General features: G+C 68.7%; 24 protein-coding genes. 9 read left to right on the top strand and 15 right to left on the bottom strand.

The window, feature by feature from the left end:
* Positions 1–171: 171 nt before the first annotated feature.
* The 5 genes from VGB75_13825 to VGB75_13805 form a co-directional block, all read right to left on the bottom strand.
* Positions 172–2,250 (bottom strand): ABC transporter ATP-binding protein, encoded by a 2,079-nt coding sequence (locus tag VGB75_13825; protein HEY0168116.1) that lies wholly within the window; start codon positions 2,248–2,250, stop codon positions 172–174.
* Entirely contained in the window at positions 2,247–3,191 is a 945-nt protein-coding gene (locus tag VGB75_13820; protein HEY0168115.1) for an ABC transporter permease, read from the bottom strand. The genes VGB75_13825 and VGB75_13820 overlap by 4 nt, the downstream gene beginning before the upstream one ends.
* 11 nt (positions 3,192–3,202) lie before the next feature.
* Complete coding sequence (locus tag VGB75_13815; GenBank protein ID HEY0168114.1) at positions 3,203–4,180, bottom strand: ABC transporter permease; 978 nt, start codon at positions 4,178–4,180, stop codon at positions 3,203–3,205.
* An 89-nt stretch (positions 4,181–4,269) separates the two neighbouring features.
* Positions 4,270–4,857 carry an NUDIX domain-containing protein gene (locus VGB75_13810; protein ID HEY0168113.1) on the bottom strand — a complete coding sequence of 196 codons (588 nt, stop codon included), beginning with the start codon at positions 4,855–4,857 and terminating at the stop codon, positions 4,270–4,272.
* Positions 4,858–4,951: 94 nt separating this feature from the next.
* Complete coding sequence (locus VGB75_13805; protein HEY0168112.1) at positions 4,952–5,716, bottom strand: nitrilase-related carbon-nitrogen hydrolase; 765 nt, start codon at positions 5,714–5,716, stop codon at positions 4,952–4,954.
* A 195-nt stretch (positions 5,717–5,911) separates the two neighbouring features.
* On the opposite strand from VGB75_13805, the gene VGB75_13800 reads away from it, so the two are divergent.
* Both VGB75_13800 and VGB75_13795 read left to right on the top strand, forming a co-directional pair.
* Positions 5,912–6,565: a hypothetical protein gene (locus VGB75_13800; protein ID HEY0168111.1), complete on the top strand. Its 654-nt coding sequence runs from the start codon at positions 5,912–5,914 to the stop codon at positions 6,563–6,565.
* Between the two features lie 76 nt (positions 6,566–6,641).
* On the top strand, positions 6,642–6,962 hold the full coding sequence (locus VGB75_13795; protein HEY0168110.1) for a hypothetical protein: 321 nt from the start codon (positions 6,642–6,644) through the stop codon (positions 6,960–6,962).
* 60 nt (positions 6,963–7,022) lie between these two features.
* Here VGB75_13795 and typA read toward each other — a convergent pair whose 3' ends face one another.
* The 4 genes from typA to VGB75_13775 form a co-directional block, all read right to left on the bottom strand.
* Positions 7,023–8,921 carry a translational GTPase TypA gene (typA, locus tag VGB75_13790; GenBank protein ID HEY0168109.1) on the bottom strand — a complete coding sequence of 633 codons (1,899 nt, stop codon included), beginning with the start codon at positions 8,919–8,921 and terminating at the stop codon, positions 7,023–7,025.
* Positions 8,922–9,063: 142 nt separating this feature from the next.
* Positions 9,064–9,570, bottom strand: a complete 507-nt coding sequence (locus VGB75_13785) for a hypothetical protein (protein HEY0168108.1) — start codon at positions 9,568–9,570, stop codon at positions 9,064–9,066.
* 63 nt (positions 9,571–9,633) lie between these two features.
* On the bottom strand, positions 9,634–11,217 hold the full coding sequence (locus VGB75_13780; GenBank protein HEY0168107.1) for a DEAD/DEAH box helicase: 1,584 nt from the start codon (positions 11,215–11,217) through the stop codon (positions 9,634–9,636).
* Between the two features lie 168 nt (positions 11,218–11,385).
* Positions 11,386–14,661 (bottom strand): S41 family peptidase, encoded by a 3,276-nt coding sequence (locus tag VGB75_13775; GenBank protein HEY0168106.1) that lies wholly within the window; start codon positions 14,659–14,661, stop codon positions 11,386–11,388.
* Between the two features lie 118 nt (positions 14,662–14,779).
* On the opposite strand from VGB75_13775, the gene VGB75_13770 reads away from it, so the two are divergent.
* Together VGB75_13770 and VGB75_13765 are read left to right on the top strand one after the other, a co-directional pair.
* Positions 14,780–15,241 carry a nucleoside deaminase gene (locus tag VGB75_13770; protein HEY0168105.1) on the top strand — a complete coding sequence of 154 codons (462 nt, stop codon included), beginning with the start codon at positions 14,780–14,782 and terminating at the stop codon, positions 15,239–15,241.
* Positions 15,242–15,317: 76 nt separating this feature from the next.
* Positions 15,318–15,932, top strand: a complete 615-nt coding sequence (locus VGB75_13765; protein ID HEY0168104.1) for a hypothetical protein — start codon at positions 15,318–15,320, stop codon at positions 15,930–15,932.
* Positions 15,933–15,958: 26 nt separating this feature from the next.
* Here VGB75_13765 and VGB75_13760 read toward each other — a convergent pair whose 3' ends face one another.
* The 3 genes from VGB75_13760 to VGB75_13750 all read right to left on the bottom strand — a co-directional run bounded on the left by VGB75_13760 (position 15,959) and on the right by VGB75_13750 (position 18,063).
* Positions 15,959–16,315, bottom strand: coding sequence for a YciI family protein (locus tag VGB75_13760; protein HEY0168103.1), 357 nt, complete (start codon positions 16,313–16,315; stop codon positions 15,959–15,961).
* 196 nt (positions 16,316–16,511) lie between these two features.
* Positions 16,512–16,862 (bottom strand): Lsr2 family protein, encoded by a 351-nt coding sequence (locus tag VGB75_13755; GenBank protein HEY0168102.1) that lies wholly within the window; start codon positions 16,860–16,862, stop codon positions 16,512–16,514.
* Positions 16,863–17,154: 292 nt separating this feature from the next.
* Positions 17,155–18,063, bottom strand: coding sequence for an MSMEG_6728 family protein (locus tag VGB75_13750; GenBank protein HEY0168101.1), 909 nt, complete (start codon positions 18,061–18,063; stop codon positions 17,155–17,157).
* Positions 18,064–18,420: 357 nt separating this feature from the next.
* On the opposite strand from VGB75_13750, the gene VGB75_13745 reads away from it, so the two are divergent.
* Entirely contained in the window at positions 18,421–19,275 is an 855-nt protein-coding gene (locus VGB75_13745; GenBank protein ID HEY0168100.1) for a bile acid:sodium symporter family protein, read from the top strand.
* A gap of 726 nt (positions 19,276–20,001) precedes the next feature.
* Here VGB75_13745 and VGB75_13740 read toward each other — a convergent pair.
* Positions 20,002–20,433 carry a hypothetical protein gene (locus VGB75_13740; GenBank protein ID HEY0168099.1) on the bottom strand — a complete coding sequence of 144 codons (432 nt, stop codon included), beginning with the start codon at positions 20,431–20,433 and terminating at the stop codon, positions 20,002–20,004.
* Between the two features lie 103 nt (positions 20,434–20,536).
* On the bottom strand, positions 20,537–21,610 hold the full coding sequence (ychF, locus tag VGB75_13735) for a redox-regulated ATPase YchF (GenBank protein HEY0168098.1): 1,074 nt from the start codon (positions 21,608–21,610) through the stop codon (positions 20,537–20,539).
* A 154-nt stretch (positions 21,611–21,764) separates the two neighbouring features.
* Between ychF and VGB75_13730 the strand changes: the two genes are divergently transcribed.
* On the top strand, positions 21,765–22,901 hold the full coding sequence (locus tag VGB75_13730; GenBank protein HEY0168097.1) for a DNA recombination protein RmuC: 1,137 nt from the start codon (positions 21,765–21,767) through the stop codon (positions 22,899–22,901).
* A gap of 47 nt (positions 22,902–22,948) precedes the next feature.
* Positions 22,949–23,440, top strand: a complete 492-nt coding sequence (locus tag VGB75_13725; GenBank protein ID HEY0168096.1) for a DUF6542 domain-containing protein — start codon at positions 22,949–22,951, stop codon at positions 23,438–23,440.
* 34 nt (positions 23,441–23,474) lie between these two features.
* Here VGB75_13725 and VGB75_13720 read toward each other — a convergent pair whose 3' ends face one another.
* Complete coding sequence (locus tag VGB75_13720; GenBank protein HEY0168095.1) at positions 23,475–24,458, bottom strand: 4-hydroxy-3-methylbut-2-enyl diphosphate reductase; 984 nt, start codon at positions 24,456–24,458, stop codon at positions 23,475–23,477.
* A gap of 113 nt (positions 24,459–24,571) precedes the next feature.
* On the opposite strand from VGB75_13720, the gene VGB75_13715 reads away from it, so the two are divergent.
* Together VGB75_13715 and xseA are read left to right on the top strand one after the other, a co-directional pair.
* Complete coding sequence (locus VGB75_13715; GenBank protein ID HEY0168094.1) at positions 24,572–25,450, top strand: hypothetical protein; 879 nt, start codon at positions 24,572–24,574, stop codon at positions 25,448–25,450.
* Positions 25,447–26,652, top strand: coding sequence for an exodeoxyribonuclease VII large subunit (xseA, locus tag VGB75_13710; protein ID HEY0168093.1), 1,206 nt, complete (start codon positions 25,447–25,449; stop codon positions 26,650–26,652). Before VGB75_13715 ends, xseA begins: the two co-directional genes overlap by 4 nt.
* Positions 26,653–26,661: the final 9 nt, after the last annotated feature.

Here is a 26,661-nt window from a genome sequence, read left to right as displayed (position 1 = left end):
CAGGAGTATGTAGAACTTGCTGCACGGGGGATTACTAAGCAGCCAAAAATGACGCGTTGACATGTACTTGCTACGCACTCGCAGCGCTCGCGGCTAGAGTCGTTGCCGAATCGGTACCGATCGGATAGGAAACCGAACCCTGGAAAACACTGCTGACACGCGGCAGTGGTGTCACACGACCTGGCGGACCTTGGCGAAATGACAGGCCGCCCGATGGTCGCCGCCAAGCTCGTAGAGCCCAGGGTCCACGCCCTTGCAGGTGGCGCGTTCCTCGGCGTTGAGCTGCTCGGCGAAGACGAAGCAGCGGCTTGAGAACCGGCATCCGCTGGGCACGTCGGCGGGGCTCGGCAGGTCGCCGGTGAGCAGGATTCGCTTGCGGCCCCGCTCCTTGACCGGGTCCGGCAACGGGATCGCCGACAGCAGCGCCTGGGTGTAGGGGTGCGAGGGCGCGGCGAAGATCTCGCGGGTGACGCCGATCTCGACGATCCGGCCCAGGTACATCACCGCCACCCGGTCGGCGATATGGCGAACCACCGACAGGTCGTGGGCCACGAACAGGTAGCTCAACCCCATCTTGACCTTGAGCTCGTCCAGCAGGTTGATGACGCCGGCCTGGATCGAGACGTCCAGCGCCGAGACCGGCTCGTCCAGCACGATCACCTTGGGGTCCAGGGCCAGCGCCCGGGCGATGCCGATCCGTTGCCGCTGGCCACCGGAGAACTCGGCCGGGTACCGGCTGGCATGCTCGGGCGAGAGCCCGACCATCTTCAGCAGCTCCGCGCTGCGGGCCTTGATCTTGTCCTCGGGGACCTTCTGCACCCACATCGGCTCGGCGAGGATGTCACCGATCGGCATCCGCGGATCCAACGAGGCCATCGGGTCCTGGAAGACGATGGACAGCTCGGCGCGCATCTTGCGGCGTTCAGCGCCCTTGAGGTTGTCGGTCTGCTTGCCCAGCACCACGATCTTGCCCTGCTGCGGCTTGAGCAGGTTCATGATCTCCATGATGGTGGTGGTCTTGCCGCACCCTGACTCGCCCACCAGACCCAGGGTCTCCCCCTGCCTGATCTCCAGGGACACCCCGTCCACCGCCCGCACGCTGCCGATCGTCCGGCGGATCACCGCGCCCTTGCGGATCGGGAATGCCCGGTGCAGGTCATCCAGCGTCAGCACCACCTCCCGGTCCTCGCGCGCCGAGGGCAGGGAGGCGTCCTCGACCGGCAGCTCCGGGCGCTCGAACACGTCAGCGGCGCTCCACTGGCGTTGGGCGATCTCCAGGCTTCGGTGGCAGGCGGCCTGATGGACCGGCCGGTCGGTCTCGGCCAGCGGCGGCTCGGTGGTACGGCACAGCTCGACCGAGATGGGGCACCGTGGCTCGAACGGGCACCCGGTGGGCAGGTTCACCAGCGAGGGCGGAGTGCCCTCGATCGGGATCAGCGGCTCCTTCTCCTCCACGTCCATCCGCGGGATGGAGCCCAGCAGGCCCATGGTGTAGGGCATCCGCGGGTGGTAGAAGACGTCATCGACACTGGCCAGCTCGACTGCCTTGCCGGCGTACATCACCATCACCCGGTCGGCGAAGCCGGCGACCACTCCGAGGTCGTGGGTGATCAGCACGGTGGCCGCGTTGGTGACCTCCTTGGCCTTGCGCAGCACGTCGAGGATCTGGGCCTGGATCGTGACGTCCAGCGCGGTCGTCGGCTCGTCGGCGATGATGAGGTCGGGGTCGTTGGCGATGGCCATCGCGATCATCGCGCGCTGGCGCATGCCGCCGGAGAACTCGTGCGGAAACGAGCTCGCCCGCAGCCGCGCGTTCGGGATGCCCACCAGGTCCAGCAGCTCCACGGCCCGCGCGTGGGCCTGGGACTTGGACACGTCCTGGTGGATGCGCACCGCCTCGGCGATCTGGTCACCGATCGTGTAGACCGGCGTCAAAGCCGACAGCGGGTCCTGGAACACCATCGAGATGCCCGAGCCACGAAGCTTGGACAGCCTCTTGTCGCCGAGGCCGAGCAGCTCGGTGCCCTGGAACTTGATCGAGCCGGTGACGGCGGCGTTGGCCGGGAGCAGGCCCATCACGGCCAGCGAGCTGACCGACTTGCCGGAGCCGGACTCTCCCACGATCGCCAGCGTCTCACCCGCCTGCACCGTGTAGGAGACGCCGCGGACGGCCCGGACCGGGCCGGCCTCGCTGCCGAAGCTGACGGTGAGGTCTGAGACCTGCAAGAGGGGGGCTTTGGCGAGAGTCACAGTCTGCTCGATCCTGATGATGGGTCGATGGCGTCGCGAAGGGCATCACCGATGACGCTCACGCAGAGCACCGTGAGCACCAGCAGTCCGGCGCCGAACATGAACACGTGGGGGTAGGTGGTGGCCAGCGGCTGGGCGTCGCTGAGCACGGTCCCGAGCGAGACGTCCGGCGGCTGCACGCCGAAGCCGAAGAAGCTCAGGCCGGTCTCGGCCAGGATGGTGCCGCCGACGTTGATGGTGACGTCGACGATGAGCAGGGAGGCCATGTTGGGCAGCAGGTGCCGGCGGATGATGGTCAGCGGCGGCACCCCCATGAACCTGGCGGCGTGCACGTAGTCGCGTTCGCGCAGGCTCATCGCCATGCCCCGGACCACCCGGCCGGTGACCATCCAGCCGAAGAGCGAGAGCAGCAGCACCAGCCACAGCCAGCTCTTGCCGGACAGCACCGGGCTCAGGATCGCCAGGATCAGGAACCCGGGCAACACCAGCAGCAGGTCGATGATCCACACCACTGTCATATCGATGTACTTGCCGAAGTAACCGGCCAGCGAGCCGGCGATGGCGGCGATGGTGGTGGTCACCAGGGCTGCCACCAGGCCGATCACCAACGACTTCTGCAGGCCCTTCAGGGTGCGGGCGTAGACGTCGCGCCCGACCTCGTCGACGCCGAAGAAGTGGGTGCCGCCCGGGCTGGCGAGGATGCCGGCCTGGTCGAAGTCGTCGAACTTCCACTGCGTGAAGTAGGGGCCGACGTAGGCCAGCAGGAAGATGAGCACGAGCACCAGCAACGCTGCCAGCCCCGACTTCTGCCGGAGGAACCTCTTCAGGATCAGCCGGCCACGGGTCAGGGACTCGTTGCCCTCCACATGCTGGTTGGTGGCGTCAGGGTCTGAGGACGCCGGTGGGGCGACCTCGAAGATCTCCTGCGGTGACATCGACATCTACGCACCTCCTACTTGGACCGGACGCGCGGATCGAGGGCCGCGTAGAGGATGTCGGCCAGCAGGCCGGAGAACAGCACGAGCACCGCCGTGAAGCAGGCGACCGCCGCGACCGCGTTCACGTCGTGCGACTGCACCGAGCTGATCAGGTACTCCCCCATCCCGTGCCAGCCGAACAGCTTCTCGGTGAAGGTCGCGCCGGTGAGCAGCAGCCCGAAGGAGTACGCGAAGAAGGTCACGATCGGGATCAGGGCGGTCCGCACGCCGTGCTTGAACAGCGCCTGTTGCCGGGTGAGCCCCTTGGCCCGGGCGGTTCGCAGGAAGTCGCTGCCCAGCACGTCGAGCATCGCGCTGCGCTGGTACCTGCTGAAGAAGGAGATGCCGAAGCCAGCCAGCACCATGGTCGGCATCACCAGGCGTCTGGCGCGGTCGGTCCAGTACTCCAGCCCCTCGAGGTTGGAGTTGTACTCGCCGGTGGCGGGGAACAGCGGACCGCCCTGGTGGTAGATCCACACGAAGATGGTCTGGACGACGACGATCACCACGACGGTCGGCGAGGCCAGCAAAATGTAAGAGGCCACCGTCGAGCCGATGTCCACCGGTTTTCGTTGCCGGACCGCGCCCAGCACCCCGACCAGGACCCCGCCGACCGCCCCGAAGACGGTGCCCAGCAGCAACAGCCGCAGGCTCACCCCTGCTCTGCGCTTGATCTCGTCGACGACCTGGGTCTCACCGACGATCTGCTTGCCGAAGTCGCCCTGCACCACACCGCTGATCCAGGTGCCGTAACGCTTGAGCACCGGCGTGGTGGGGTCGGCGTTGCGCTCCTGCAGGGTCGAGCGCAGCGACGCCTCCGAGATGGGCGGGTTGCGGCCCTCGTAACGCGCCCGTGGATCCAGGGTGAGTGAACCGAGGATGTAGGCCAGGCTAGTCGCGATGAACACCAGCACCAGGTAGTTCACGAACCGGCGAGCAATGAACTTCAACATCTGTCCACCCCTGAGCGGGTATCAATTCCATCTAGGGCACGCACGGCGCGCACCGCCGCACTGCAAGCGCCGCCGACTGTAGTCGACATCTATAACCGTCCTGTCACGTCAGTCACGTATCTACGGTTTGTCGTGACCCACTCCAAGTCGGCCAGCTCAGCGGCTTCGGCCCAGCGAACCTGGCGGTGCTCCAGAGCCGTCGGTTGCGGCGACCCCGGCGCGAGGGCGGCTTCAAAGAGGATGAACAAGGCGCCGTCGTCCAGCGACTGCCGCCCGATCTCCTGGCCGATCACAACCTGGCAGCCTAACTCTTCTCCGCATTCGCGGACCAAGGCGGCTCGGGCCGTCTCACCCCGCTCGACCTTGCCTCCTGGGAACTCCCACTGCCCGGCAAGAGCCGGCGGGTGCGCACGCTGAGCGATGAGCAGCCTGGACCCGCAGATCAGCGCCGCCGCCACCACCGTCCGCCGGTGCGCCTGCTGTTCGATGGCGCGCAGCGTCCGCTCCAGGGCGTCCAGCACTCCGGCACGGCGCCGGCGGTCCCACCACGGCAACCGGGCCTCCAAGGTGAGCAGGGTGCCCGCTGACAGCTCGGCGATCGAGGCGCTGACCCGGGCGGGCAGTCGTGCCGTCAGCCGGCGCACCTCGTCAGCGTCAGCGTCGATAAGCTCGGCCACCCGCAGGACCCGGCCCGCGGCCGGAGCCCGGCGCCGTCTCACCAAGCGCGCGCCGCCGCTGCGCTCGACGGCGCCTGAGCCCTCGCCTGCCTGGTCACCGGCGGTCGGCCAGGAACGGAAAGCGCTCGCGGACCTGCCGCACCTGCGCCGGGTCCACGTCGACCATCAGCACGGTCTCGGCGCGGCTGGCCTCGACGAGGGCCTGGCCCATCGGATCGATGATCGCCGAGTCACCCAGGTAATTCAGCTTGTCGGCCTGACCCACCCGGTTGCAGCCCAGCACGTAGGCCTGGTTCTCGATGGCCCGGGCCCGCAGCAGCGTCCGCCAGTGCTCGCGGCGCGGCTCCGGCCAGTTCGCCAGCACGATGTAGAGATCGGTGTCATCGGCCACTGCCCAGAACTCGTCGGCGAACCGGAGGTCGTAGCAGATGAAGACGCTGACACGCAGTCCTTCGACGTCGACGGTCAGGAAATCCTTGCCGGCCCGGTAGTGCTCGTGCTCGCCGGCATAGGTGAACGGATGCATCTTGTCGTAGCGAAAGACCTCGCCCTCAGGCCCGGCGAGGACCGCGACGTTGGCAGCCAGAGTGTCACCCTCAGGCCCGGCCCACTGGGCGATCGAGCCGATCAGCCACGTGTTGTGCCGCTGGGCCTGCTCGATGAGAAAGCGCTCGTTGGGCCCACCGGGCTGCTCAGCGACACGCTCCTGCCGCATCGAGAAGCCGGTGGCATACATCTCCGACACCGCGATCAGCCGGGCGCCGCCGGAGGCGGCCTGCGCGATCAGCGGTTCGAGCCGGGCCTGGGTGGCTGGGCCGTCTTCCCAGACGATGTCGTGTTGGATCGCGGCAACCATCATCGGACCATCATCCCCGATCCTGTCCCTGACAGCCGAGCCAATCTGGCGACGGCTTTCACCACCCGCTAGGGGTAGAACGAATCGTATATAAGGGAATCGAAGCCGGGTAGGCAGAGGTCATTTCGACGTGCCTTGCCGTGCCCAGAAATTACATGTAATCATGTAATTCCAGATGGGCGGTAATCAGGAGGCGTCATGAGTTCAGATGAAGAAGAGGCTCGCAGGACAGGATTTGAGGGCGCGGGACCCGAGGCCGGGGGGCCGGGGTTCGGCCGCGGCCGGCGCGGGCCACGGCGTGGCGGCGGTGGCTCCGCCCGGCCCGGGGGATGGCAGCAAGCCGAGTTGCCGCCTGCCGATGACGCGGCAGGCTGGTTCACCGGCCGGTTGCCCTCGGACTGGTTCGTCGGCGCGGCCTCGGTCAGCGTGGACCGTGAGGAGATCATCGTGACCGGCGAGCTGCCGCCGGTCAGCGCCGAGGCGTCGCAGGCCCAGAGCGCCGCCGCAGCGGCCGGCCGGATCAGCCGGTTCCGGGAGGACACCCGAGCCGAACGGATGAAGATCGCGGCTGAGGCAGAGGCCCGCTATGGCCGCAAGGTCGCGTGGGGGGCTCAGCTCGGTGACACCCGGGTGCTGTTCACCCATCTGTCGATTCCGGTGATGACCCGATTGCGCCAGCCTGAACGCCAGGTGCTCGACACCCTGGTCGACGCCGGCGTCGCCCGGTCGAGATCAGAGGCGTTGTCCTGGGCGGTGAGCCTGGTCGGCCAGCACGCCGACGAATGGCTCGCCAGTCTGCGCCAGGCGATGTCCGAGGTGGACAAGCTCCGCGCTCAAGGCCCTGACCTCTAGCCTGCCAGCCCGGCGACTGATCGAACTCGCCGACGGCAGCAGCGAGTCCCCGCTGGAGACGATCAGCCGGCTGGGGATGAGCGCATGGGGCGAGTTGCCGCGCACTCAGGCCGAGTTGTTCTCCACCGACGGCCGCTTTCTGACCCGCGTCGACTTCTACTGGCCGGACCTCGGGGTAGTGGGCGAGGCGGACGGTCGCGAGAAGTACACCGATCAGGAGCTCTGGCGAGAGAAACGCCGGCAGGAGGCTCTGACTGATCGCGGAGTGGTCCTCGCCCGCTGGGGATGGTCTGAAGCCCGTCGTCCGGCTCTCTTACGGGCGACTCTGCTCAGGGCCTTTCACCGGGCCGGCCAGCTCCGGTCAGCCGGTATCCCCGCGAACGTTTGTGCGGCCTGAATCCGCGGCGTTGAGCACGGGATCCGCGGTTTCAGGCCGCACAATGGCCAACAGCGGCGGCTACTGGCCGGCTTTGAAGCGGTTGCCGCGCTGACGCTGGCGTTCCTGCTGGGACAGGATCACCTTTCGTATCCGCACCGTCTCCGGGGTGACCTCGACGCACTCGTCCTCGCGGCAGAACTCCAGGGACTGCTCCAGCGACAGCCGGCGCGGCGGCACCAGGTGCTGGAACTCATCCGAGGACGACTGGCGCATGTTGGTGAGCTTCTTCTCCTTGGTGATGTTGACGTCCATGTCGTCGGAGCGGGAGTTCTCCCCGACCAGCATGCCCTCGTACACCTCAGTGGTCGGCTCGACGAACAGCGTGCCGCGCTCCTGCAGGTTGATCATGGCGAACGGGGTGGCGACCCCGGCCCGGTCGGCCACCAGCGAGCCCGAGCCGCGAGTGCGCAGCTCACCGAACCACGGCTCGTACTTCTCGAAGACGTGGTGCACTATGCCGGTGCCGCGGGTGTCGGTGAGGAACTCGGTGCGGAAGCCGATCAGCCCCCGCGAGGGCACCAGGAACTCCATCCGCACCCAGCCGGTGCCGTGGTTGGTCATGGTCTCCATGCGGCCCTTGCGCACCGCCAGCAGCTGGGTGATGGCGCCCAGGTACTCCTCCGGAGCGTCCACCGTCAGCCGCTCGACCGGCTCGTGCACCTTGCCGTTGATGACCTTGGTGACCACCTGGGGCTTGCCGACGGTCAGCTCGAAGCCCTCCCGGCGCATCTGCTCCACCAGGATGGCCAGCGCCAGCTCGCCGCGTCCCTGCACCTCCCAGGCGTCCGGGCGCTCGGTCGGCAGGATCCGCAGCGAGACGTTGCCGACCAGCTCGCGGTCCAGCCGGTCCTTGACCAGCCGGGCGGTGACCTTCGACCCCTTGACCCGGCCGGCCAGCGGCGAGGTGTTGGTGCCGATGGTCATCGAGATGGCGGGCTCGTCGACGGTGATCAGCGGCAGCGGAACCGGGTCCTCCAGATCCGCCAGGGTGTCACCGATCATGATCTCGGGAATGCCGGCGATCGCGATGATGTCCCCGGGCCCCGCGCTCTCGGCCGGCTTGCGCTCCAGCGCCTCGGTCATCAGCAACTCGGTGATCTTGACCTGCTGGATGGTGCCGTCATGGCGGCACCAGGCCACCTGCTGACCCTTGCGGATGGTGCCCTGGAACACCCGGCACAGCGCGATCCGGCCCAGGAACGGCGAGGCGTCGAGGTTGGTGACGTGCGCCTGCAGCGGGGCCCCGGCCCGGTAGGCCGGGGCGGGGATGGTGTTGAGGATGGTGGAGAACAGCGGCTGGAGGTCGTCGGACTTGGGCACCGTGCCGTCCTCCGGCCGGTCCAGTGAAGCCTTGCCGTCCCGAGCGCAGGCGTAGACGATCGGAAAGTCGATCTGGTCCTCGGTCGCGTCGAGATCCAGGAACAGCTCGTAGGTCTCGTCGATCACCTCGGCGATCCGGCTGTCCGGACGGTCCACCTTGTTGATCACCAGGATCACCGGCAGCTTGGCGTCCAGTGCCTTGCGCAGCACGAACCGGGTCTGCGGCAACGGGCCCTCGGAGGCGTCGACCAGCAGCACGATGCCGTCCACCATGGACAGGCCGCGCTCCACCTCGCCACCGAAGTCGGCGTGGCCAGGGGTGTCGATGATGTTGATGATCATCTTCTCGCCCTCGGGCGAGACGTAGTTCACCGCGGTGTTCTTCGCGAGGATCGTGATGCCCTTCTCGCGCTCGAGGTCGTTGGAGTCCATCGCCCGCTCGTCGATGTGCTCGTGCGCCCCGAAGGCGCCGGACTGCCACAACATCGCATCGACCAGAGTGGTCTTGCCGTGGTCGACGTGGGCGACGATCGCGACGTTGCGGATCGAGGAACGGATGGTGTCGTTGCCGATTTGGGCAGCGCTGTGGTCGGACATGACTCTTCTCTCGTCAGCAGCGATTGCTCCGCGCGGCGGGCTTGTCCCGATCCGCGACCGCGATCGCGGCGCCTTGCGCGGCGGCACCGCTCGTGCCGCCGTCCAGTCGTGCAGGGTGCAGGTGTGTCAGGGTGCGTTGTCTCTAGTGTCGCCGATCCCGTCGGGCCCCGCGTACCAAGGAGGCCACCAGACCCAGATAGGTCACAGCTCCTAGAGCCGCGATCACCGACGGCGTCGGATCCCAGTGGCCGGGCAGGGCCGTCACCTCGACACTGTTGCGGTCGTGCACCACCCGGTGGACATCCTCGGAGTGCCAGCGCGGGTCGCCGAGCAGCGGCAGGTTCTTGATGCTGCCGTCGTCACTGGTGAACAGCCCGCCAAAGGAGCAGATTCCCTGGCTGCAGGTACGCGGGCTGACCACGAAACTGCCCCTGATCCCGGTGGGCCGGTCTCCGACATGGCTGGCGACATTGAACGCGGCCAGCGCGATGGCGGCCAGGCACACCGCCGGGAACACCACCCAGAACAGCCAACCGGCGATCCGCCGCGCGCCGGGAAACGACATGGCCACCAGCTCGCCGGAGGCCTCGGCGAGTTGGCTGGCGGTCCCGGGTGGCCTGCTCGGGTCGAGGGACTGGTCGGCGGACATCAACGCTCATCATCACATCTGTTCCGGCGCGGCAGTCACCGCAGTCACCGGAGACATCGGTGACTAGCTGTGCGAACCGCGGCCGGCAGCCGGTGATGAGCCGGTGCGGCCCGCGGACCGGGCAGGCCTGGCGTCGGGACGGCCGGACTCGAAACGGGGCTTGCCGTGCGGTGAACGCTCCCGGCCGGACCCCGAGGCGCCGGGCCGATCGCGCCAGGGCCGGTCAGACCGCTCGGACCGGTTGACCTCGCGGCGGCTGGGCGCAGGCGGGACCACCGGCACTCCGGACGGCTCACGGGCGCCGGTCAGGGCCCGCATCGCGGAGTCGCCAGGCAGCATGTCGCGCTGCTCAGGCTGCACGCCGGCGCCGGCCATCAGCGACCGGACAGCGCGCTCGTCGCTCGGCGTGGCAATGCTCACCACCAGGCCTGACTCACCGGCCCGGGCGGTCCGTCCGGAGCGGTGCAGGTAGTCCTTGGAGTCCGCCGGCGGGTCGACGTGCAGCACCAGCGACACACCGTCGACGTGGATGCCCCGGGCTGCCACGTCGGTGGCCACCAGCGCGCTCACCGAGCCGTTCTTGAAGCCGTTCAAAGCCTGGGTGCGCTGGATCTGGCTACGGCCGCCGTGCAGCGCGTTGGCCGCGACACCGGCCCGGTTCAGGTTGTCGGCCAGCCGCTCAGCGCCGAACTTGGTGCGCACGAACAGGATGGTGCGCCCCTCACGGGCTGCGATCTGGGTGATCAGCTGCCACTTGTGACCAGCCGGGACGCGGAACACGTGGTGATCCATGGTGTCGATAGTGGCGTGCGGTGAGGCAAGGGCCTTGATCGCCGGATCGGTCAGGTACTCGGTGACCAGGCTGGCGACGTCGCCGTCCAGGGTGGCCGAGAACAGCAGCCGCTGGCCACCGGCCGGAGTCTGGTCCAGCAGTTGCCGCACGACCGGCAGGAAGCCCAGGTCAGCCATGTGGTCGGCCTCGTCCAGCACGGTCACCTGCACGTCGGACAGGTCGCACGCCCGGCGCTCGATCAGGTCGACCAGCCGGCCCGGGGTGGCCACCACGATGTCGGTGCCGCGAATCAGGCCCTGCATCTGCTTCTGGATCGGCAGGCCGCCGGCGACCAGCCGCAGCGACAGGTCACGAGCCTGGGCCAGCGGCGCCAGGCTGTCGCAGACCTGCATGGCCAACTCGCGGGTGGGGACGAGCACCAGACCGCGCGGGCGGCGCGGGCGGGCCTTCTCGCCTTCCAGCCGGGCGATCATGGGCAGCCCGAAGGCCAGGGTCTTGCCTGCGCCGGTGGCGGCCCGGCCGAGCACGTCACGGCCGGTCAGCGCGTCCGGGATGGTGGCGGCCTGAACCGGGAACGGGGTGGTGATGCCGGCCCGGCCCAGCGCCTGGGTCAGCGAGGCGGGCAGGCCGAGTTCGGCGAAGCTGGGCAGGTTGTCGAGATCCAGAACCGTCAGCGGCAGATCGTCGAAGGGGCCGCGCCGGGGGGACTTGGCCGAGCTGGCGCGGTTCTTGGAGCTGCTGTAGGAACGGCCACGCGAGCTGGAGTTGGCGTCGCGGTAGCCGCCGCTGGCGCCGGTCGAACGGTAGGAGGAATTGCGGGAGGCAGCGGCAGGCCGCTGGGCATACGAGGTCACGAAGAATTTCCCGTCGAGACTTATAGCACGTCTCGGCGATATACCTGGCGCGGGAGAAACCTGCGCGGCCATCCGTGAAACGAGCCCAGCGCGCTTCTCTTAGGCGAAGCCGCGCCGACATGAATAGTGCCAGTCTAGCCGCCCGCAAGCGTTTGCCTTACCACCTGGCTACGGCCGCGGCGGCAGCTCCGGCGCTCGGCGGGAGGGACGCTGGGCCAGGTCCGGTCGCGGCGGGGCAGGCCGGCGCTCGAGTTCTGCCAGCAGGTACTCGATGCCGGCCTCCAGCTGCGGGTCCACCCCCTGAGCCCAGGCGTGCGGTGGCAGCTCCACCACCATGTCGGGGTCCACGCCGTGGTTCTCCACGCCCCAGCCGTAGTTCTCAAACCAGAAGGCGGCGCGCGGCTGGGTCACCTCGGTTCCGTCGACCAGCCGGTAACGGCCGTCCATGCCGATTACCCCGCCCCAGGTACGGGTACCGATCACCGGCCCGAGCTTCATGGCCTGGAAGGCGGCGTTGACGATGTCGCCGTCGGAGCCGGCCACCTGGTTGGCCAACGACGCCAGCGGCCCGCGAGGCGCACTGGAGGGATAGGAGCCGGTGGGATAGTGCCGCACGGTGACCCAAGCCATCACTCGCCGGGCCAATTTCTCGATGACCAGCTCGGAGGTATGGCCGCCGCTGTTGTCGCGGGTGTCGACCAGGAGCGCGTCCCGGGCCATCTCGACCTGGAGATCCCGGTGGAAGGCAGCCCAGCCGCTGGACATCATGTCCGGAACGTGCACGTAACCGATCCGGCCGTCACTGGCCCGGTGCACCGCGGCCCGCCGGCTGGCGACCCAGTCCAGGTAGCGCAGTTCGACGTCGCCGGCCAGCGGTCGCAGCACCACCGACCGCTCGAGGCCATCGCGGGACAGCCGCAACTCCACCGGCTTGTCGGCCGTGCCGCGCAGCAACTCGGCCGGGCCGGCGGGACCGACCGGCCGGCCGTTGACGGCAAGGATCAGCTCCCCGGCCCGGGCAGCCACGCCGGGTGCGCTCAGCGGTGAGCGTGCCGCGCGCGAGGAGTTGTCCCCGGCGATGATCCGGGCGATCCGCCAGCGGCCCCGCTCATCGCGGTCGAGGTCCGCGCCGAGAAACGCCGGAGCCAGCATGGGGTCGGGGAGACTGGCCGCCGGCCGTTCATAGGCGTGCGACGCGCCGGTCTCGCCGTTGATCTCCCACAGCAGGTCCGACAGGTCGTCGCGGCTGCCAAGCCGATCCACCAATGGCCGGTACTTCTGGACTTGGGCGTCCCAGTCGACGCCGGCCATGTCCTCGACCCAGTAGTGATCGCGCATCAAGCGGGCGGTCTCGTCCACCATCTGACGCCACTCGGCCGGCGGGTCGACGCTCAGCCGGATCCGGTCCAGGTCGATCGACACCGTGTCCTCACCGCCCTCGGCGGGTTTGCGATCGGCGGGGACCAGGTTGAGGGCCTGGCCGTCGCGCACGACGAGTTTGGCGCCGTTCGCCGAGACCGCGAAGTCGTCGATCCGGGCGGCCAGTTCGATCCGCTTGCGCTTGCCGAAGTCCCAGCGCTGCAGCGACGGGCGGATGTCGTCCTCGGGGTTGCGCGACTCGCCGAGTTCGCCGGCGACCGGGCTGTCGGTCCAGATCAGACCATCCTTGGCCGGCCGCAGGTCGGCCAACCGCCCGGCCGCGACCGGAAACGCCACGATGCGCTCGGCGAGGCCGTCCAGTTCGACAGTGATCGGTGCGACGGCGCTGCCGGGGTCGGCGCCGTTCTCGGGGGCGCCGTTCTCGGCGGCGCCGTTCTGGGGGGCCGGCGCCTCGCCCGCCTCGTCGGGGGCCTGACCCTGCAACTCGGGGTCAAACGGCGACGGGGTGGCCGCGGCAAGCGTGAGCAGGTACGGCCTGATGGCCAGCGGAAACGCCAGGTCGAAGACGTGGGCGTCATAGACTGGGTCGAATGTGCGTGCCGACAGGAAGGCCAGGTACTTGCCGTCCAGGCTGAAGACTGGATCGGTGTCACGGAACCGGTTCGAGGTGACGGCGGTGATCTGCCCACTGGCCAGTTCGACCAGCCGGATGCTGCGCAACTTCTCACCGTCACCGGTCGGCCCGGCCGCGGAGTAGGCCAACCAGCGGGAGTCCGGTGAGAATGCCAGATGGCTGGGGTCGCCGTCGGGGTTGGCCTCGAGTTCGGTGATCGTGCCCTCAGCCGTCGTGATCGCCAGCAGCCGGCCGTCGTGAGTGGCGGCCGCCAGGGTGGCGCCGCTGGGGCTGGCCACCAGTTCCAGCACCCGGCCCAGCCTGCCCGCTCCGAACCGGCGGGTCTGGCCTTCGAGGGTGGCGATCTCGATCGCGTCCTCGCCCTCGGCGTCGCTGATGTAGGCCACCGAAGGCTGGCCGCCGTCCTGGGCTGCCAGCACCACCGGCAGCCGGTGCCGGACGCCGGGTTCGGCGGCCAGTGCCCTCGCGGGCCCGTTGCGGTGGGTCAGCCAGACGATATTGCCCCGGATCTCGATCGCGCTGGCCCGGCCGGTGACATCGACGTCGAGGTCACCGAGATGCTCGGCGGCTTTGACCGCAGTGACGGCTCGCAGTGCCCGGCTGCTGGCCAGCGCGATATCGAGCCGGCGGGGTTGGGAGTCGGGCGCCAGCGAATCGAGCAGCCAGACCTGGCCGGCGTGCTGGTAGACCAGCCGGCTGCCGTCGCCGCTGAGCTGCCTGGCGTAATAGCTGTCGTGGTCGGTGTGCCGGCGCAGGTCCGAGCCGTCAGCGGCCACCGAGTACACGTTGCCGTGGCCCTCGAAGTCGGCCAGAAAGGCCAGCCGGTCCCCGGTCCAGGTGGGCGCGGTCTTGGGACCGGCCAGTTCGGCCAGCAGCTCGGCGAACTGGCCGTCGCCGCGGGCGTCGAGCCAGAACCGGCCGGCCATGCCGCCTCGATAGCGTTTCCAGTGCGCGGGTTCGCGCATGTGCGCCGACCCCACCACCACTGCCGGATCACCGATGGCCACCGAACTCACGGGGCCGTACGGCAGCCGCTGCGGCGCCGGGTCGGCGCCATCGGTGACGTCGATGGCGTAAGCCCAGGTGAAACTGCGAAACGGCTGCGAGCCGGCGGAGGAGACCAGCACCCGGCCGTCCGGGCCGAAGCCGAGCAGGGTGGTGCTGGAGTGGCCGAAGAAAGTCAGCTGCCGGGACGCGCCTCCGGCCACCGGCATCAGGAAGACCTCGGGCTCGCCGTGGCGGCGTGAGGTCCAGGCCAGCATCGTGCCGTCGGCCGACAGCCTCGGCCGTGCCACCGGCTTGGCCTCGGCGGTCAGGCGCCGGGCCTGGCCACCGTCGGCGCCCGCCAACCAGACGTCGTTCTCGGCGACGAAGGCGAGCTGATCACCGCTGATGTGCGGAAAGCGCAGGTACCCCGGGGTGGCAGTCATGATGCTGACCCTAATGAGGACCGGTGACAGGACGCCAGGCAATCGGACCCCGCTCCGTCTGGCATCGGCAGAGCACGCGAAGTAGGGCACGGGCCCGGGAGGAACTACGGTCGCAAGGGTGAGGAACTTCGATCCGCAGTCGTGGCTGGCAGTCGCGTTGGAGGAGGCCAGACTCGGCCTGGCCGAGGGCGGCATCCCCATCGGCGCCGCCCTGTACGGCGCCGAGGGCCAATTGCTCGGGCGCGGGCGCAACCGCCGGGTGCAGGACGATGACCCGTCGACGCACGGTGAGACGGCGGCCTTTCGCAACGCCGGGCGGCAGCCGTCCTATCGCGGCGCGACGATGGTCAGCACCCTGTCGCCATGCTGGTACTGCAGCGGGCTGATCCGCCAGTTCGGCATATCCCGGCTGGTGATCGGCGAGGCCCGGACGTTCTACGGAGGCCACGACTGGCTTGCTGAGCACGGGGTCGGAGTGCTGGTGCTCGACAATGCAGACTGCGTCGAGCTGATGACCGAGTTCATCGCCGCCCGGCCGGAGCTCTGGCACGAAGACATCGGCCTCGACTCGGCCCGTTGAACGGGGGCCAGCGATCAGTGGCCCAGTAGCATGCTGGCAGGGGGCGCCGGTCGTGAATGAGGCAGAGTTGGAAGCGGTGAATGACAAGCGACCGCGCACACCCCAGATCTCGGCGATCCGGCTGATCCTCGGAGTCTTCATCGCGCTGGCCACCCTGACCGGGCGGCTGCCGCCACGCCCGCTGGTGGTGCTCGTGGCCTTCATCGTCGTGGGCGCGTGGTTCTGGAAGGCCCCGCCCTTTGATGTCGGTCCCCGGGTCGGGCTGGTCAACGGCTTCGTGCCGGCCACCATGGTCCGGACGATGACCGCCGTCCGCGAAGTCGGCGCCTGGTCGGCCGGTTTCGGCGTGTGGGGAGTCATCTCAGGCGCGCTGGTGGCGCTGATGCGCACCGGCGAGCCGGTCGTCGAGAATTGCCGGATGGGCGCGCTGTGGGGCCTGCTCGGCGGCGCCCTGGTCGGGGCGATCGTCTGGGCCGGGCAGCAGGCCGCTCGCGACGTGGAGACCCTGCGGGCGGCTCAGGACCCGCGGGTCGGGCCAGACCCGCGGGCGGCTCAAGACCCGCGGGCGGCTCAGGACCCGCGGGTCGGGCAGGGCCAGCGGGCCGGCCAGGACTTCTGGGCCGGGCAGGACCCCCGGGCCGGCCAGGACTTCTGGGCCAGTCAGGACCCTCGGGCCAACCAGGACGACTGAGCATCAGCCATCCCTGACAGCGCAAGCTAGTCCGCGGCCTCGTCCTGGAACGGCCTGACCTCGACCGGCGACTGACAGGCCTTGGTCGCGCCGGCCGCCCAGGCCAACGCCGCGTCGAGGTCGGGAGCCTTGATGACCCAGAAGCCACCGAGCTGCTCCTTGGCCTCGGCGAACGGGCCGTCGGTGGTCAGCAACTCACCGTCCTGCATCCGCACCACGGTGGCGGTGTCGGCAGGGTGCAGACCCCCGCCGAATACCCACGCGCCCTCGGCCTGCATCTTGGCGTTGAACGCGTCGACATCGGCGTACATCTGCTCGATGGTCTCCGAGGACGGCATCTCCGCGCCCTCGACCATGTGCACCGACAACATGTACTGCTTCATCGCATTCTCCTCTGAGCAGGGATCGAACCCTTATCCGATCCTCCACCTAGACAACGAACGCGCCAAGACCGAATCGACACCCGAGGACGACATTTTCCGTGGCTGCTCGCAGAGCAGCCTCGGCTACTGCTCAGGCCGCTGAGCGGTCGGTCAGCGAGCGGTTGAGTCGGTTAGCGAATGGGGTGTGAGAAGTCGGTCACTGAGCGGCTTGGTACTGCTCCAGAACGCTGGCGCTGATGCGCCCGCGGTCAGACACCGCAATCCCATTCTCAGCTGCCCAGGCGCGCACCGCGGCCAGGTCGACCGAGCCTGACCTGCGGCCGCGGCCACGGCTGGTCGCAGCGTTGCGGGTGCTGCGACTGCCGACCGTTCTACCTGCGTCGATATACGGCTTCAACGCCTTTTCCAGCGCCGTCCGGCTCTTCTTGCTCAAATCAATCTCGAAGCTGCGCCCGTCAAAGCTGAAGGTCACCGTCTCAGCGTTGGGTGAGCCGTCAAGGTCGTCTGTGGTTACTACTGTCTTTGCCATGGACGCATCGTCCATCATGATCAAGTGCGCAGTCAAACCAGAGAAGCGACTTTCTTTAAACCCCTGGGGCTATTTGGGCGTTTAACCCAAAAACAACAGCTATTAAAGATAGTTCGTCCATGCTTCTCCCCCGTGCACTTCCCGCTGAGCCGCCAGGCACGAGCGAGGATCACCCTCGCTCACCACGGGAAACGACGTCAGCCATCGCCTAAGATCGCTACCGCCTCGCTGGAAGCGACATACCCCCGCCTAGCCAGGACCTCGACACGATGTTGTATACAGCGTGCGTCGCTGACGAAAACGACGGGACTCAGTGCGCCACTTCGGGGTCCCAGGACACAGAGAAAAGTGGCCGGACATCCTGCAAAGCCGACGGCCGCGGCATCGTTGAGCGCGCGATTATCCGGTCCCAGCTAACAGCGCGCCGGTGCGTCAAACCGGCGGTGTCGCGCGGCGCGAAAGTATAAGGGCCCATCACCTGACCGATGAGCAGCGACTGGCCGCCTGATATCAGCACACCGATGTCATCACCGGTGTGAACGGCTTCGACGAAATCGGCAAGCGCTCGCAACGCCCGGGACGGGCGCCGTGACGGGTTGGTCTGCAATTCACGCAGCGCGGCCAGGTCACCTGCCGAGGCGTCAGCCGGCACGTCGGCGGCCGGTCCGAATCCGATCGCGCCGGTGAGCACCGCTCTGCCCAGAGCGTTCTCTGACTCCGGACGCAGCACCCAAAGAAAGCGGTGAGAATGCGGGTTGGAGACGGTGGTGATCGAATCCTGCTCAGGCCAGAAGTAATCCAAACCCTCAGGGCTATCAGGAAACAACGGCCGGTAGAACTCCGGGTCTTTGGCGATGAGCTGACTGCGGTGTGAGCGATGCAATCGCTCGTCACCCAACCAGCTCGGCAGCAGTGAGTCCCGCTGCAGGTCCGCCTGGCTGAGCTCGCGAACCCACGGCGCGAACTCCGCTATCTGATCAGCGGTCGAGTCACCGTGGCCGCGGCCGGTCCACACCCGCACGCAGTCCAGGCCGTAGCGCACCAGAGCCGGAGTGCGCCCGCGCCACATCCGCACCACCGGATGGCTCTGCCAGCCGTAGTCGGGCAGTTCCAAGGCTCGCAGGATCTGCAAGGTCTCGACCCGCTGCTTGCCCAATCGCTGCCTGTCCAGCACCTGGGCCGAGGCGAGAAAGCTCGGATAGGGCAAGAACGTCTGCATCTATCCAGGGTGCCTGATCCGCTGTGCGGCGTCCGCCTCGCCGAGGCCGGGCTGGCGTCGGTGGACGAGCGGGGCAGTACCTGCTGCTACGCCAAGAAGAACAAGTTCGCGCGACCTCCTGCGGAGCAGGGACCGGCGCGTTGGGTCCCGACCGGGCAGCTGTGGGGATCGGGGTGTCGTGAGATGTCACAGGGGCGAGCGCATCACAGTGGGCTGCTGCGCCAATGTGGTCGCTGCCGCTGTGACGCGGCACATCTCGTGCTCTACTGTGACCGCCGTCTCAAACCGAGGCGTCGCAGGCTCGACTGACCAGGAGACATCGTGAATGACTCGGCGCTCATCTCCATCGGGCTGCCGGTGGCCCTGGCCATCATCATGTTCGGGCTGGGCCTGTCCCTGACGCTCGGTGATTTCGCGCGGATAGCACGAAGCCCCCGCGCGGTTGTGGTGGCGCTAGCCCTCCAGATGCTCGTCCTCCCGTCGATCGCCTTCGCCCTCATCACCGTGTTCGACCTCGAGCCGCTGCTCGCCGTAGGCATCATGCTTCTGGCCGCCTCGCCTGGCGGCACCACCGCCAACCTGTTGAGCCACCTATTTCGAGGTGACGTCGCGCTCAACGTCACCTTGACCGCCATCAACTCCGTCCTGGCGGCTGTCACCATCCCGCTGATCACCAACTTCGCGATCGACCACTTCGGCGCCGAAGGCACGCTCGGCCTCCAGGTCGGCAAGGTTGTCCAGGTCATCGCCATCGTCTTGGTCCCCGTAGCACTCGGGATGCTGGTCCGGCGTCGGTCGGCTGCCTTCGCCGCCCGCGCCGACCGACCCGTGCGCGTGTTCTCCATCACCGTGCTCGCCATCGTCTCCGTCGGCGCGATCCTCGGAGAGCGGGACAACCTCCTCGACTACCTGCGCGACGTCGGCATCGTCGTCGCCATCTTCTGCCTGTGCAGCCTCACCTTGGGCTACGCCGGCGCACGACTCTTCCGGCTCACCCGCGCCCAAGCCATCGCAACCTCCATGGAGGTCGGTGTCCACAACACCACCGTGGCTCTCACCATCGCACTCAGCGTCCTGGACAACACCCAGGTCGCGATCCCCAGCGCCGTCTACAGCATCGTCATGTACGTTCTGGCTGGCAGCTTTGGCTACGCGATCACTCGTTCCTGGCCCCAGGAGAAGGCGGAGTCTCCGGCGCACGCCACCGTCTGATCCGTCGCCGGCGCCTGCTCCGGGCAGCAGCAGGCCGCCGAACGTGAGGGCGTACGCCGTGTGCACCCACGAGGCCGCGCCGATCGACATGTCGAGGTCGTCCCGGATCGACGACACGCCGGTGAAGACGATTGAATTGTCAATGATGATCATGGCGTAGGCGACAAGCACGATCGCGAGCAGCGCGTTCGGGGCGAGGGACCTTCGCTGTCTTGAGGGGCAAGGTGCTACTGACGGTGGTCACGAGGTCGCCCGCGGGCCGGCCGTGCGCTCGACGCGAAAGCCGGCGCCGTACATGAGTGCTGCGAGCACGATATGCCTTTCGCAGATTGGGGTAGCCAGGAGTTCCACCCGTTGGGCGGCGTACGACGTCCGCTTCCACCGCACCGGCCGTAAGCAGCTTCACCACCCCGTGGTCTCCGATGTGGACCTGTCCTACGAGGCATTCGAGTTGCCCGCCGAGCCCGGTCTCACCATGCTCGTCTACACAGGCTCGTCTACACAGGCTCGTCTACACAGCCGAGCCCGCCTCTGCCACCCAGGGCGCCCTCAACCTGCTAGCCAGCTGGGCCGCCAAACACGAGCAGTCCGCCGCGGCCGAGCCGGCGTCCGAAGTCCGCACCACCTGACACCGCAGCACTGACCGGTAGGCACGCCCCGATCTGCGCACCGGGACGCGGCGTGATGACGGCATCGAGGGCGCCGCGCTCATCGGCCGGTCCCTAGTCAGTCGGGAGGCGCCAGCACGTGCCGCACCGTAGCCGCGAGTCGTTTCGCCTTGGCCTTGCGTGCAGCCACCGCGGGCACCTCTATCGTCCTGTCGGGCGTCTTGATGGCCAACATGCGGAAGATCCGCGACTCCATTCCCCCGTAAAGCAGGCCGGTGTAAGGCGCCGTCATCACTCCGAGCACCTGATCCCGTTGCAATCGACGGGTTCTCACCCAACCTCGAAGCAGCACCTCAGAGTCCGTCACGACGACGCCGACCCTGACACCGCGGATAGCCAGGAGGATGGGGGCCAGGACAACGCCGAACTCCTGCCATGCCGGTTCGTCGACAGTCCCTATTGAGTCCAGGATTGCGCCGAGGGAAATCGCCGCGAGCACGAGTAGATATGCGATATTCCAGTACACGAGCACGGGGTTGTAGACCCGCACACGCGGGGACGCTGTCGGCTTACCTGGACGAAACCTCAACACGACGGCAAAGTATCGCACTGGCCACAGAGTGCGCCCGCTGACAGTAGAGCGCCGCACGCGCCTAGACGTTGAAGCGGAACTCCACCACGTCGCCGTCGGCCATCACGTAGTCCTTGCCCTCGATGCGCACCTTGCCCCGCGCCTTTGCCTCGGCCATCGAGCCGGCCGAGACCAGCTCGTCGAAGGACACCACCTCGGCCTTGATGAACCCTCTCTCGAAGTCAGTGTGAATGACCCCGGCAGCCTGCGGCGCGGTCGCGCCCTTGGGAATCGTCCAGGCGCGCGACTCTTTCGGCCCGGCTGTCAGATAGGTCTGCAGGCCGAGGGTGGCAAAGCCCAGCCGGGCCAGCTGGTCCAGGCCGGACTCCTCCACGCCCATCGACTGCAGCAGCTCCAGCGCCTCGTCAGGCTCCAACTCGGTGAACTCGGCCTCGGTCTTGGCGTCGAGGAACACCGCGTCGGCCGGCGCCACCAGCTCGCGAAGGGAGGTGAGGAACTCGGTGTTGGCCAGCTCGCCCGGATCGACGTTGAACACGTACAGGAATGGCTTGGCGGTCATCAGGTGCAGCTCGCGCAGCGGCTGCAGGTCAAGGCCGGCGGCGAACACCGTGCGGCCGGCGTCGAGCACCGCCTGCGCCTCTTTCACCGCCGCCACCACGGGCAGCTTGTCCTTGGCGGTCCGGGCCTCCTTCTCCAGCCGCGGCAACGCCTTCTCCAGGGTCTGCAGGTCGGCCAGGATCAGCTCGGTGTTGATCGTCTCGATGTCGTCGGCGGGCGAGACCTTGCCGTCGACGTGCACCACGTCGGGATCGGTGAAAGCCCGGATCACCTGGCAGATCGCGTCGGCCTCGCGGATGTTGGCCAGGAACTTGTTGCCCAGCCCCGCGCCTTCGGAGGCGCCCCGGACAATGCCGGCGATGTCGACGAAACTCACGGTGGCAGGCAGGATCTTGGCCGAGCCGTGGATCTTGGCCAGCACCTCCAGCCGCTCGTCGGGCACGCCGACCACGCCGACGTTCGGCTCGATGGTGGCGAACGGGTAGTTCGCGGCCAGCACGTTGTTGCGGGTCAGCGCGTTGAACAGGGTGGACTTGCCGACGTTGGGAAGTCCGACGATGCCGATAGTGAGGGCCACGGACGCGCAGTCTACGGCGTGTCGCTCCCCCGCCCGGACGCCGCCGGAGGGCATCAGCCGGCATCGGCGGCGACCGGCGACCGGCTTCGGTCTGCTGGAGCCGTCCGGCGCGTCCTTGGGCGGAACTGTCAGAGGCAGGGATCAGCATGAGCCCATGACCGCACTCGCCTTCCTGCTGCTCGGCCTGCTGCTCGGGTCGGTGTCCGGCGCGGCCGCCGGCTTCTGGTACGGCCGGGCCCGAGGAGCCATGTCGGAGTTGTCACAGGCCCGCCTGGACGCCGACCGCGGCGCGGCGGCCGGTGACCTCGCCGAGCGCCAGCGCTCGATCGAGACGCTGGTCAGCCCGATCAGGGACGCCCTGGAACGGGTGCAGGCCCAATTGCACAGCGCCGAGCGTGACCGGCTCAGCGCCACCTCCGCGCTTGACGAGCACCTGTCCGCGATGCGGTTGTCCGCTGACGGCCTGCGCACCGAGACCACCCAGTTGGTGAACGCTCTTCGAGCGCCGCAGGTCCGCGGCCGGTGGGGTGAGCTGCAGCTGGAACGGGCGGTCGAGATCGCCGGGCTGGTCGAGCACGTCGACTACCTGGTCCAACCGACCTCGCCCGGCACGCCGGACAACGACGGCGCGCTGCGGCCTGACCTGGTCGTCAAACTGGTCGGCGGCAAGCACATCGTGGTCGACTCCAAGGTCGCCTTCGCCGGCTACCTCGAAGCGATGGAGGCCCGCGATGAGTTCACCAGGGCGGCTCGGCTCAAAGCCCATGCCCGGCAGCTGCGCCGGCACATCGACGACCTGGGCGCCAAGGCCTACTGGAGCCGGTTCAGCCCCTCGCCCGAGTTCGTGGTGTGCTTCGTGCCGGCGGACGCCTTTCTGGACGCCGCGCTGCGGGAGGACCCGGCGCTGCTGGAGCACGCTTTCAGCCGCAACGTCATCCTCGCCACGCCGACCACCCTGGTCGCCCTGCTGCGCACCGTCGGTCACACCTGGCGCCAGCAGTCGCTGGCCCGCAACACCGCCGAGGTCAGCCAGCTCGGTCGCGAGCTCTACCAGCGGCTGGCCGGCATGGGCTCGCACCTGGACAAGCTGGGGCGCTCACTCAACGCCGCGGTGGGCAGCTTCAACGCCACCGTCGGAGCCTTGGAGGGCCGGGTGCTGGTGAGCGCCCGCCGGCTGGCGGACTTATCGGTCATAGATCCCGCGGCTGACGGCGAGCTCCTTGAGACCGAGCAGATCCTGGCCGTGACCCGAACGCTGAGCGCGGAGGAGTTGATAAGCCGGAGTTCATGAGCGCGGTACCGTAAGTCCCCGTGCCATCTGCGAACGGAGCCACTTACGTGCCGGACCAGCCAGAGGCGTCTTCCCGCGTCGCCGGCCAGCGTCCGTATCACGAGGCTTCACATGCCTCCTCGCTGACCGGCGGGTCCGCTGCTAAGAGCCGGCTGCCTCAGCGCGGCCGGCGCGAGTCCGGCCTGCCAGGGTGGCTCGCGGTCCTGCTGCTGATCGGCATCGCCGGGGTCGGCGGGCTGATCGACTCGGTCAGCGGCACCGCCATCAGGGGCGCGTTCAACTACAGCCTGGTACTCGCCTCGCTGGTCGCGATAGTGCTGGTGCGGCGCAGCAAGATGTTCAACGTCGTGATCGCGCCGCCGCTGGTGTACTTCGTCGCCTCGGCCGGATTGCTCTACGTGCGCACTGGCGGCCTGCAGAACCGGGGCAAGCTGATCGACGCGGCCACCAACTGGGTCGTCTACGGATTTCCGGCCATCGCCGGGGCCACCGCGGTCGTGCTGGTGGTCGCCGGCATCCGGTTGATGGTCCGGCGCTAGTCCAGGCTCCGGCGCCAGCCCCGGGCGTGCCCAGCTACTTCTTGGCGGCCAGCTTCAGGTCCCGGCGCAACTCCTGGGGCAGGGCGAACACCAGCCGTTCCTCGGTGTGGGCGACCTCCTCCAGATCGCTCCAGCCTCGCGCCGCCAGCCACTGGGCCACCTCGCGCACCAGCACCTCGGGCACCGACGCCCCAGAGGACAGCCCCACGTTGTTCACACCCACCAGCCACTCAGGGCGGATCTCCTCCGCGCTGTCGACCAGGTAGGCCTGCCGGGCGCCCGCCGCCAGGGCGACCTCGACCATCCGCACCGAGTTCGACGAGTTGGCCGAGCCGACCACCAGGAACAGCTCCACCTGCGGCGCGATCACCTTCACCGCGGCCTGCCGGTTCTGGGTGGCGTAGCAGATGTCGTCACTGGGCGGCGCCTGCAGCAGCGGGAACTTCTCCTGCAGGGCTGCCACCGTCTCCAGCGTCTCATCCACCGACAGCGTGGTCTGAGAAAGCCAGACCACCCGCTCCGGGTCGCGCACCTCGACGCCGGCGACGTCCGCCGGACCGTCCACCAGGGTGATGTTCTCCGGCGCCTGACCGGTGGTTCCGACCACCTCTTCGTGGCCCTCGTGCCCGATCAGCACGATGTCGTAGTCCTCGGCGGCGAAGCGGCGAGCCTCGTGATGGACCTTGGTCACCAGCGGACAGGTGGCGTCTATGGCCCGCAGGTTTCGGCTGGCCGCCTCGGCGTGCACTTCGGGCGCCACCCCGTGGGCGGAGAACACCACGACCGAGCCCTCGGGAACCTCGTCTGTCTCCTCGACGAAGACCGCCCCGCGAGCTTCCAGCGAGCGCACCACGTACAGGTTGTGCACGATCTGCTTGCGGACGTACACCGGCGCGCCGTAGTGGTCCAGGGCCTGCTCCACCGTCTGAACCGCCCGGTCGACCCCCGCGCAGTACCCACGCGGTTTGGCCAGCAGGACCCGCTTGGCGGGCACGGACGCGGAGTCAGCCTCAGACATGGGGGCAATCTTACGTGCCGGCGGCGCCGTTTCTTCTCCGTTCGGCGGAGCTCGGCCAGAGAGTCGGGTGGGCACGCTCGCATACCGTCGGGCGTTGGTGGCAGGCTGGGGGCATGCCGAATATCCCGACTCCGATCAGAGCCGCCCTTGGCCTCGCCGCCACCGCCGTGGACGAGGCTCGCAAACTCCCTGAGACGCTGCCGCAGGCTGTCACCTCAGTCCCGTTGATGGCGGTGTCGACCGCTATGCAGGCGTCGATGAAGGTGCAGCAGCACCTGGCCATGCTGGCCGCCCGCGGAGACGAAGTCCTCAGCCAGCTTCGGGGCAGCTCTGCCGAACCGCCCAGTTGGGCCACCTTCGACGACTCCCCCGCCGACAGCGTCGGCGGCCCGGCCGGCGACGCGCAGTCGGCAAAGGCCGCCTTCGACCTGATCGACTACGACAACACCGGCTTCGCCGAGGGCTCGGAGGACGACGCGGGCCAGGGTCGCTGGGATGCCGTCGGAGTGGGCGGCGCCCAGACGCTGCCCGACCTGGTGGCCGACACCGGTGTGGCGTCGCCAGGCGGCGCAGGCGACGTCTCGGCCACACCGCCGAGCGCTGCCGGGCCCACCCCGCCGGCCGCTGGCCTGGCCGAGGCAGTGTCCGCGCCTGAGCCGTCGCCGGCCAAGGCGGGCGGCGTCTCTGCCCCAGCCAAGGCAGGCGCTAAAAAGACCGCGGCCAAGGCGGGTCCGACCCAGGCCAGCCCGGCCAAGGCGGGCCCGGCAAAGGCGGGTCCGGCCAAGGCGGGCCCGGCCAAGGCGGGCCCGGCCAAGGCGGGTCCGGCCAAGGCGGGCCCGGCCAAGGCCACCAAGCGGGCAGCGCGCAAGGAGCCTGACCACGAGCCGCTCGAAGTGGCGGCGAAGAAGGCCAAACCGTCCGCGACGCCGAATCCGGCGACGATGGCTGCTGAGATCTTGCAGGCGCACGAAGCCGCTGCCGACGACGAGTGAGCAAGCTGGAGTCCAGCCCTGAGGCGCCGTTGCCGTTACGGCGGGTCAGCCAGGCCATCTCGGACTGGGTCGGCCGGCTGGGCGAGGTATGGGTCGAGGGCCAGGTCGCTCAGTTCGTCCGCCGGCCCGGGGTGGCCACCTACTTCCTGACGCTGCGCGATGTCGATGCCAACATCTCCATCCAGGTGACCTGTCACCGTTCGGTGCTGGTGGAGCCGCTGGCCGAGGGCACCCGGGTGGTCATGCGGGCCCGGCCGGACTTCTACGCAGAGCGCGGCGCGTTGAGCCTGCGGGCGACCGAGGTCCGGCAGGTCGGCCTGGGTGAGCTGCTGGCCCGCATCGAGCGGTTGAAGCAGCTGCTGGCGGCCGAAGGCCTGTTCGCGGCGAGCCGCAAGCAGCGGTTGCCGTTCCTGCCCCGGACGATCGGGCTGATCACCGGACGGGCCAGCGCCGCCGAACGTGACGTGGTGGAGAACACCCTGCGCCGGTTGCCGGGCGCGGTGTTCGCCATCGAGAACACCGCCACCCAAGGCAGCACCGCGGTCTCGGAGATCATCGCCGCCCTGCGGCGCCTGGACGCCCGTCCCGATGTGGACGTGATCGTGATCGCCCGGGGCGGGGGCAGCGTGGAGGACCTGCTGCCGTTCTCCAACGAGGGCCTGCTGCGGGCGGTGTCGCAGCTGCGCACACCGGTGGTCAGCGCCATCGGCCACGAGACCGACCAGCCGTTGCTGGACCTGGTCGCTGACCTCGCGGTCTCGACGCCGACGGACGCCGCCAAGCGGATCGTGCCCGACCTGCTGGCCGAGCTTCATCAGATCGCCGACGCGCGGGCCCGGTTGCGGGCCAGCGTGCACCGCCGGCTCGACACCGAGGGCCAGTTGATGGCCGGCCTGCCGCAACGGCTGCGTCAGGGGCTGAGCCGGCGGATCTCGACCGGCGTCGAGGAGTGCGAGCGTGCCGTGCACCGCAACCGCAGCGCGCTGTCCGGACTGCTGCAGCTGGCCGAGGCAGACACCGCGCAGTTGCTGGCCCGGGTGGTGAGCCTGTCACCGCAAGCGGTGCTCAACCGCGGCTACGCCGTGCTGTGGAACTCCGGCGGTGAGCTGGTGCGGGCCGCCAGCCAGACCTCGCCTGGGGAGCTGCTGCAGGTCCGGGTCGCTGACGGCGAGTTCTCGGTCTCGGTCACCAGCGGCGGCTAGCCTTGCCTG

Origin of the sequence: Jatrophihabitans sp. (assembly GCA_036399055.1) — a bacterium.
Lineage (GTDB): Bacteria > Actinomycetota > Actinomycetes > Mycobacteriales > Jatrophihabitantaceae > Jatrophihabitans_A.
This window is presented reverse-complemented; position numbering and strand designations above follow the sequence as displayed.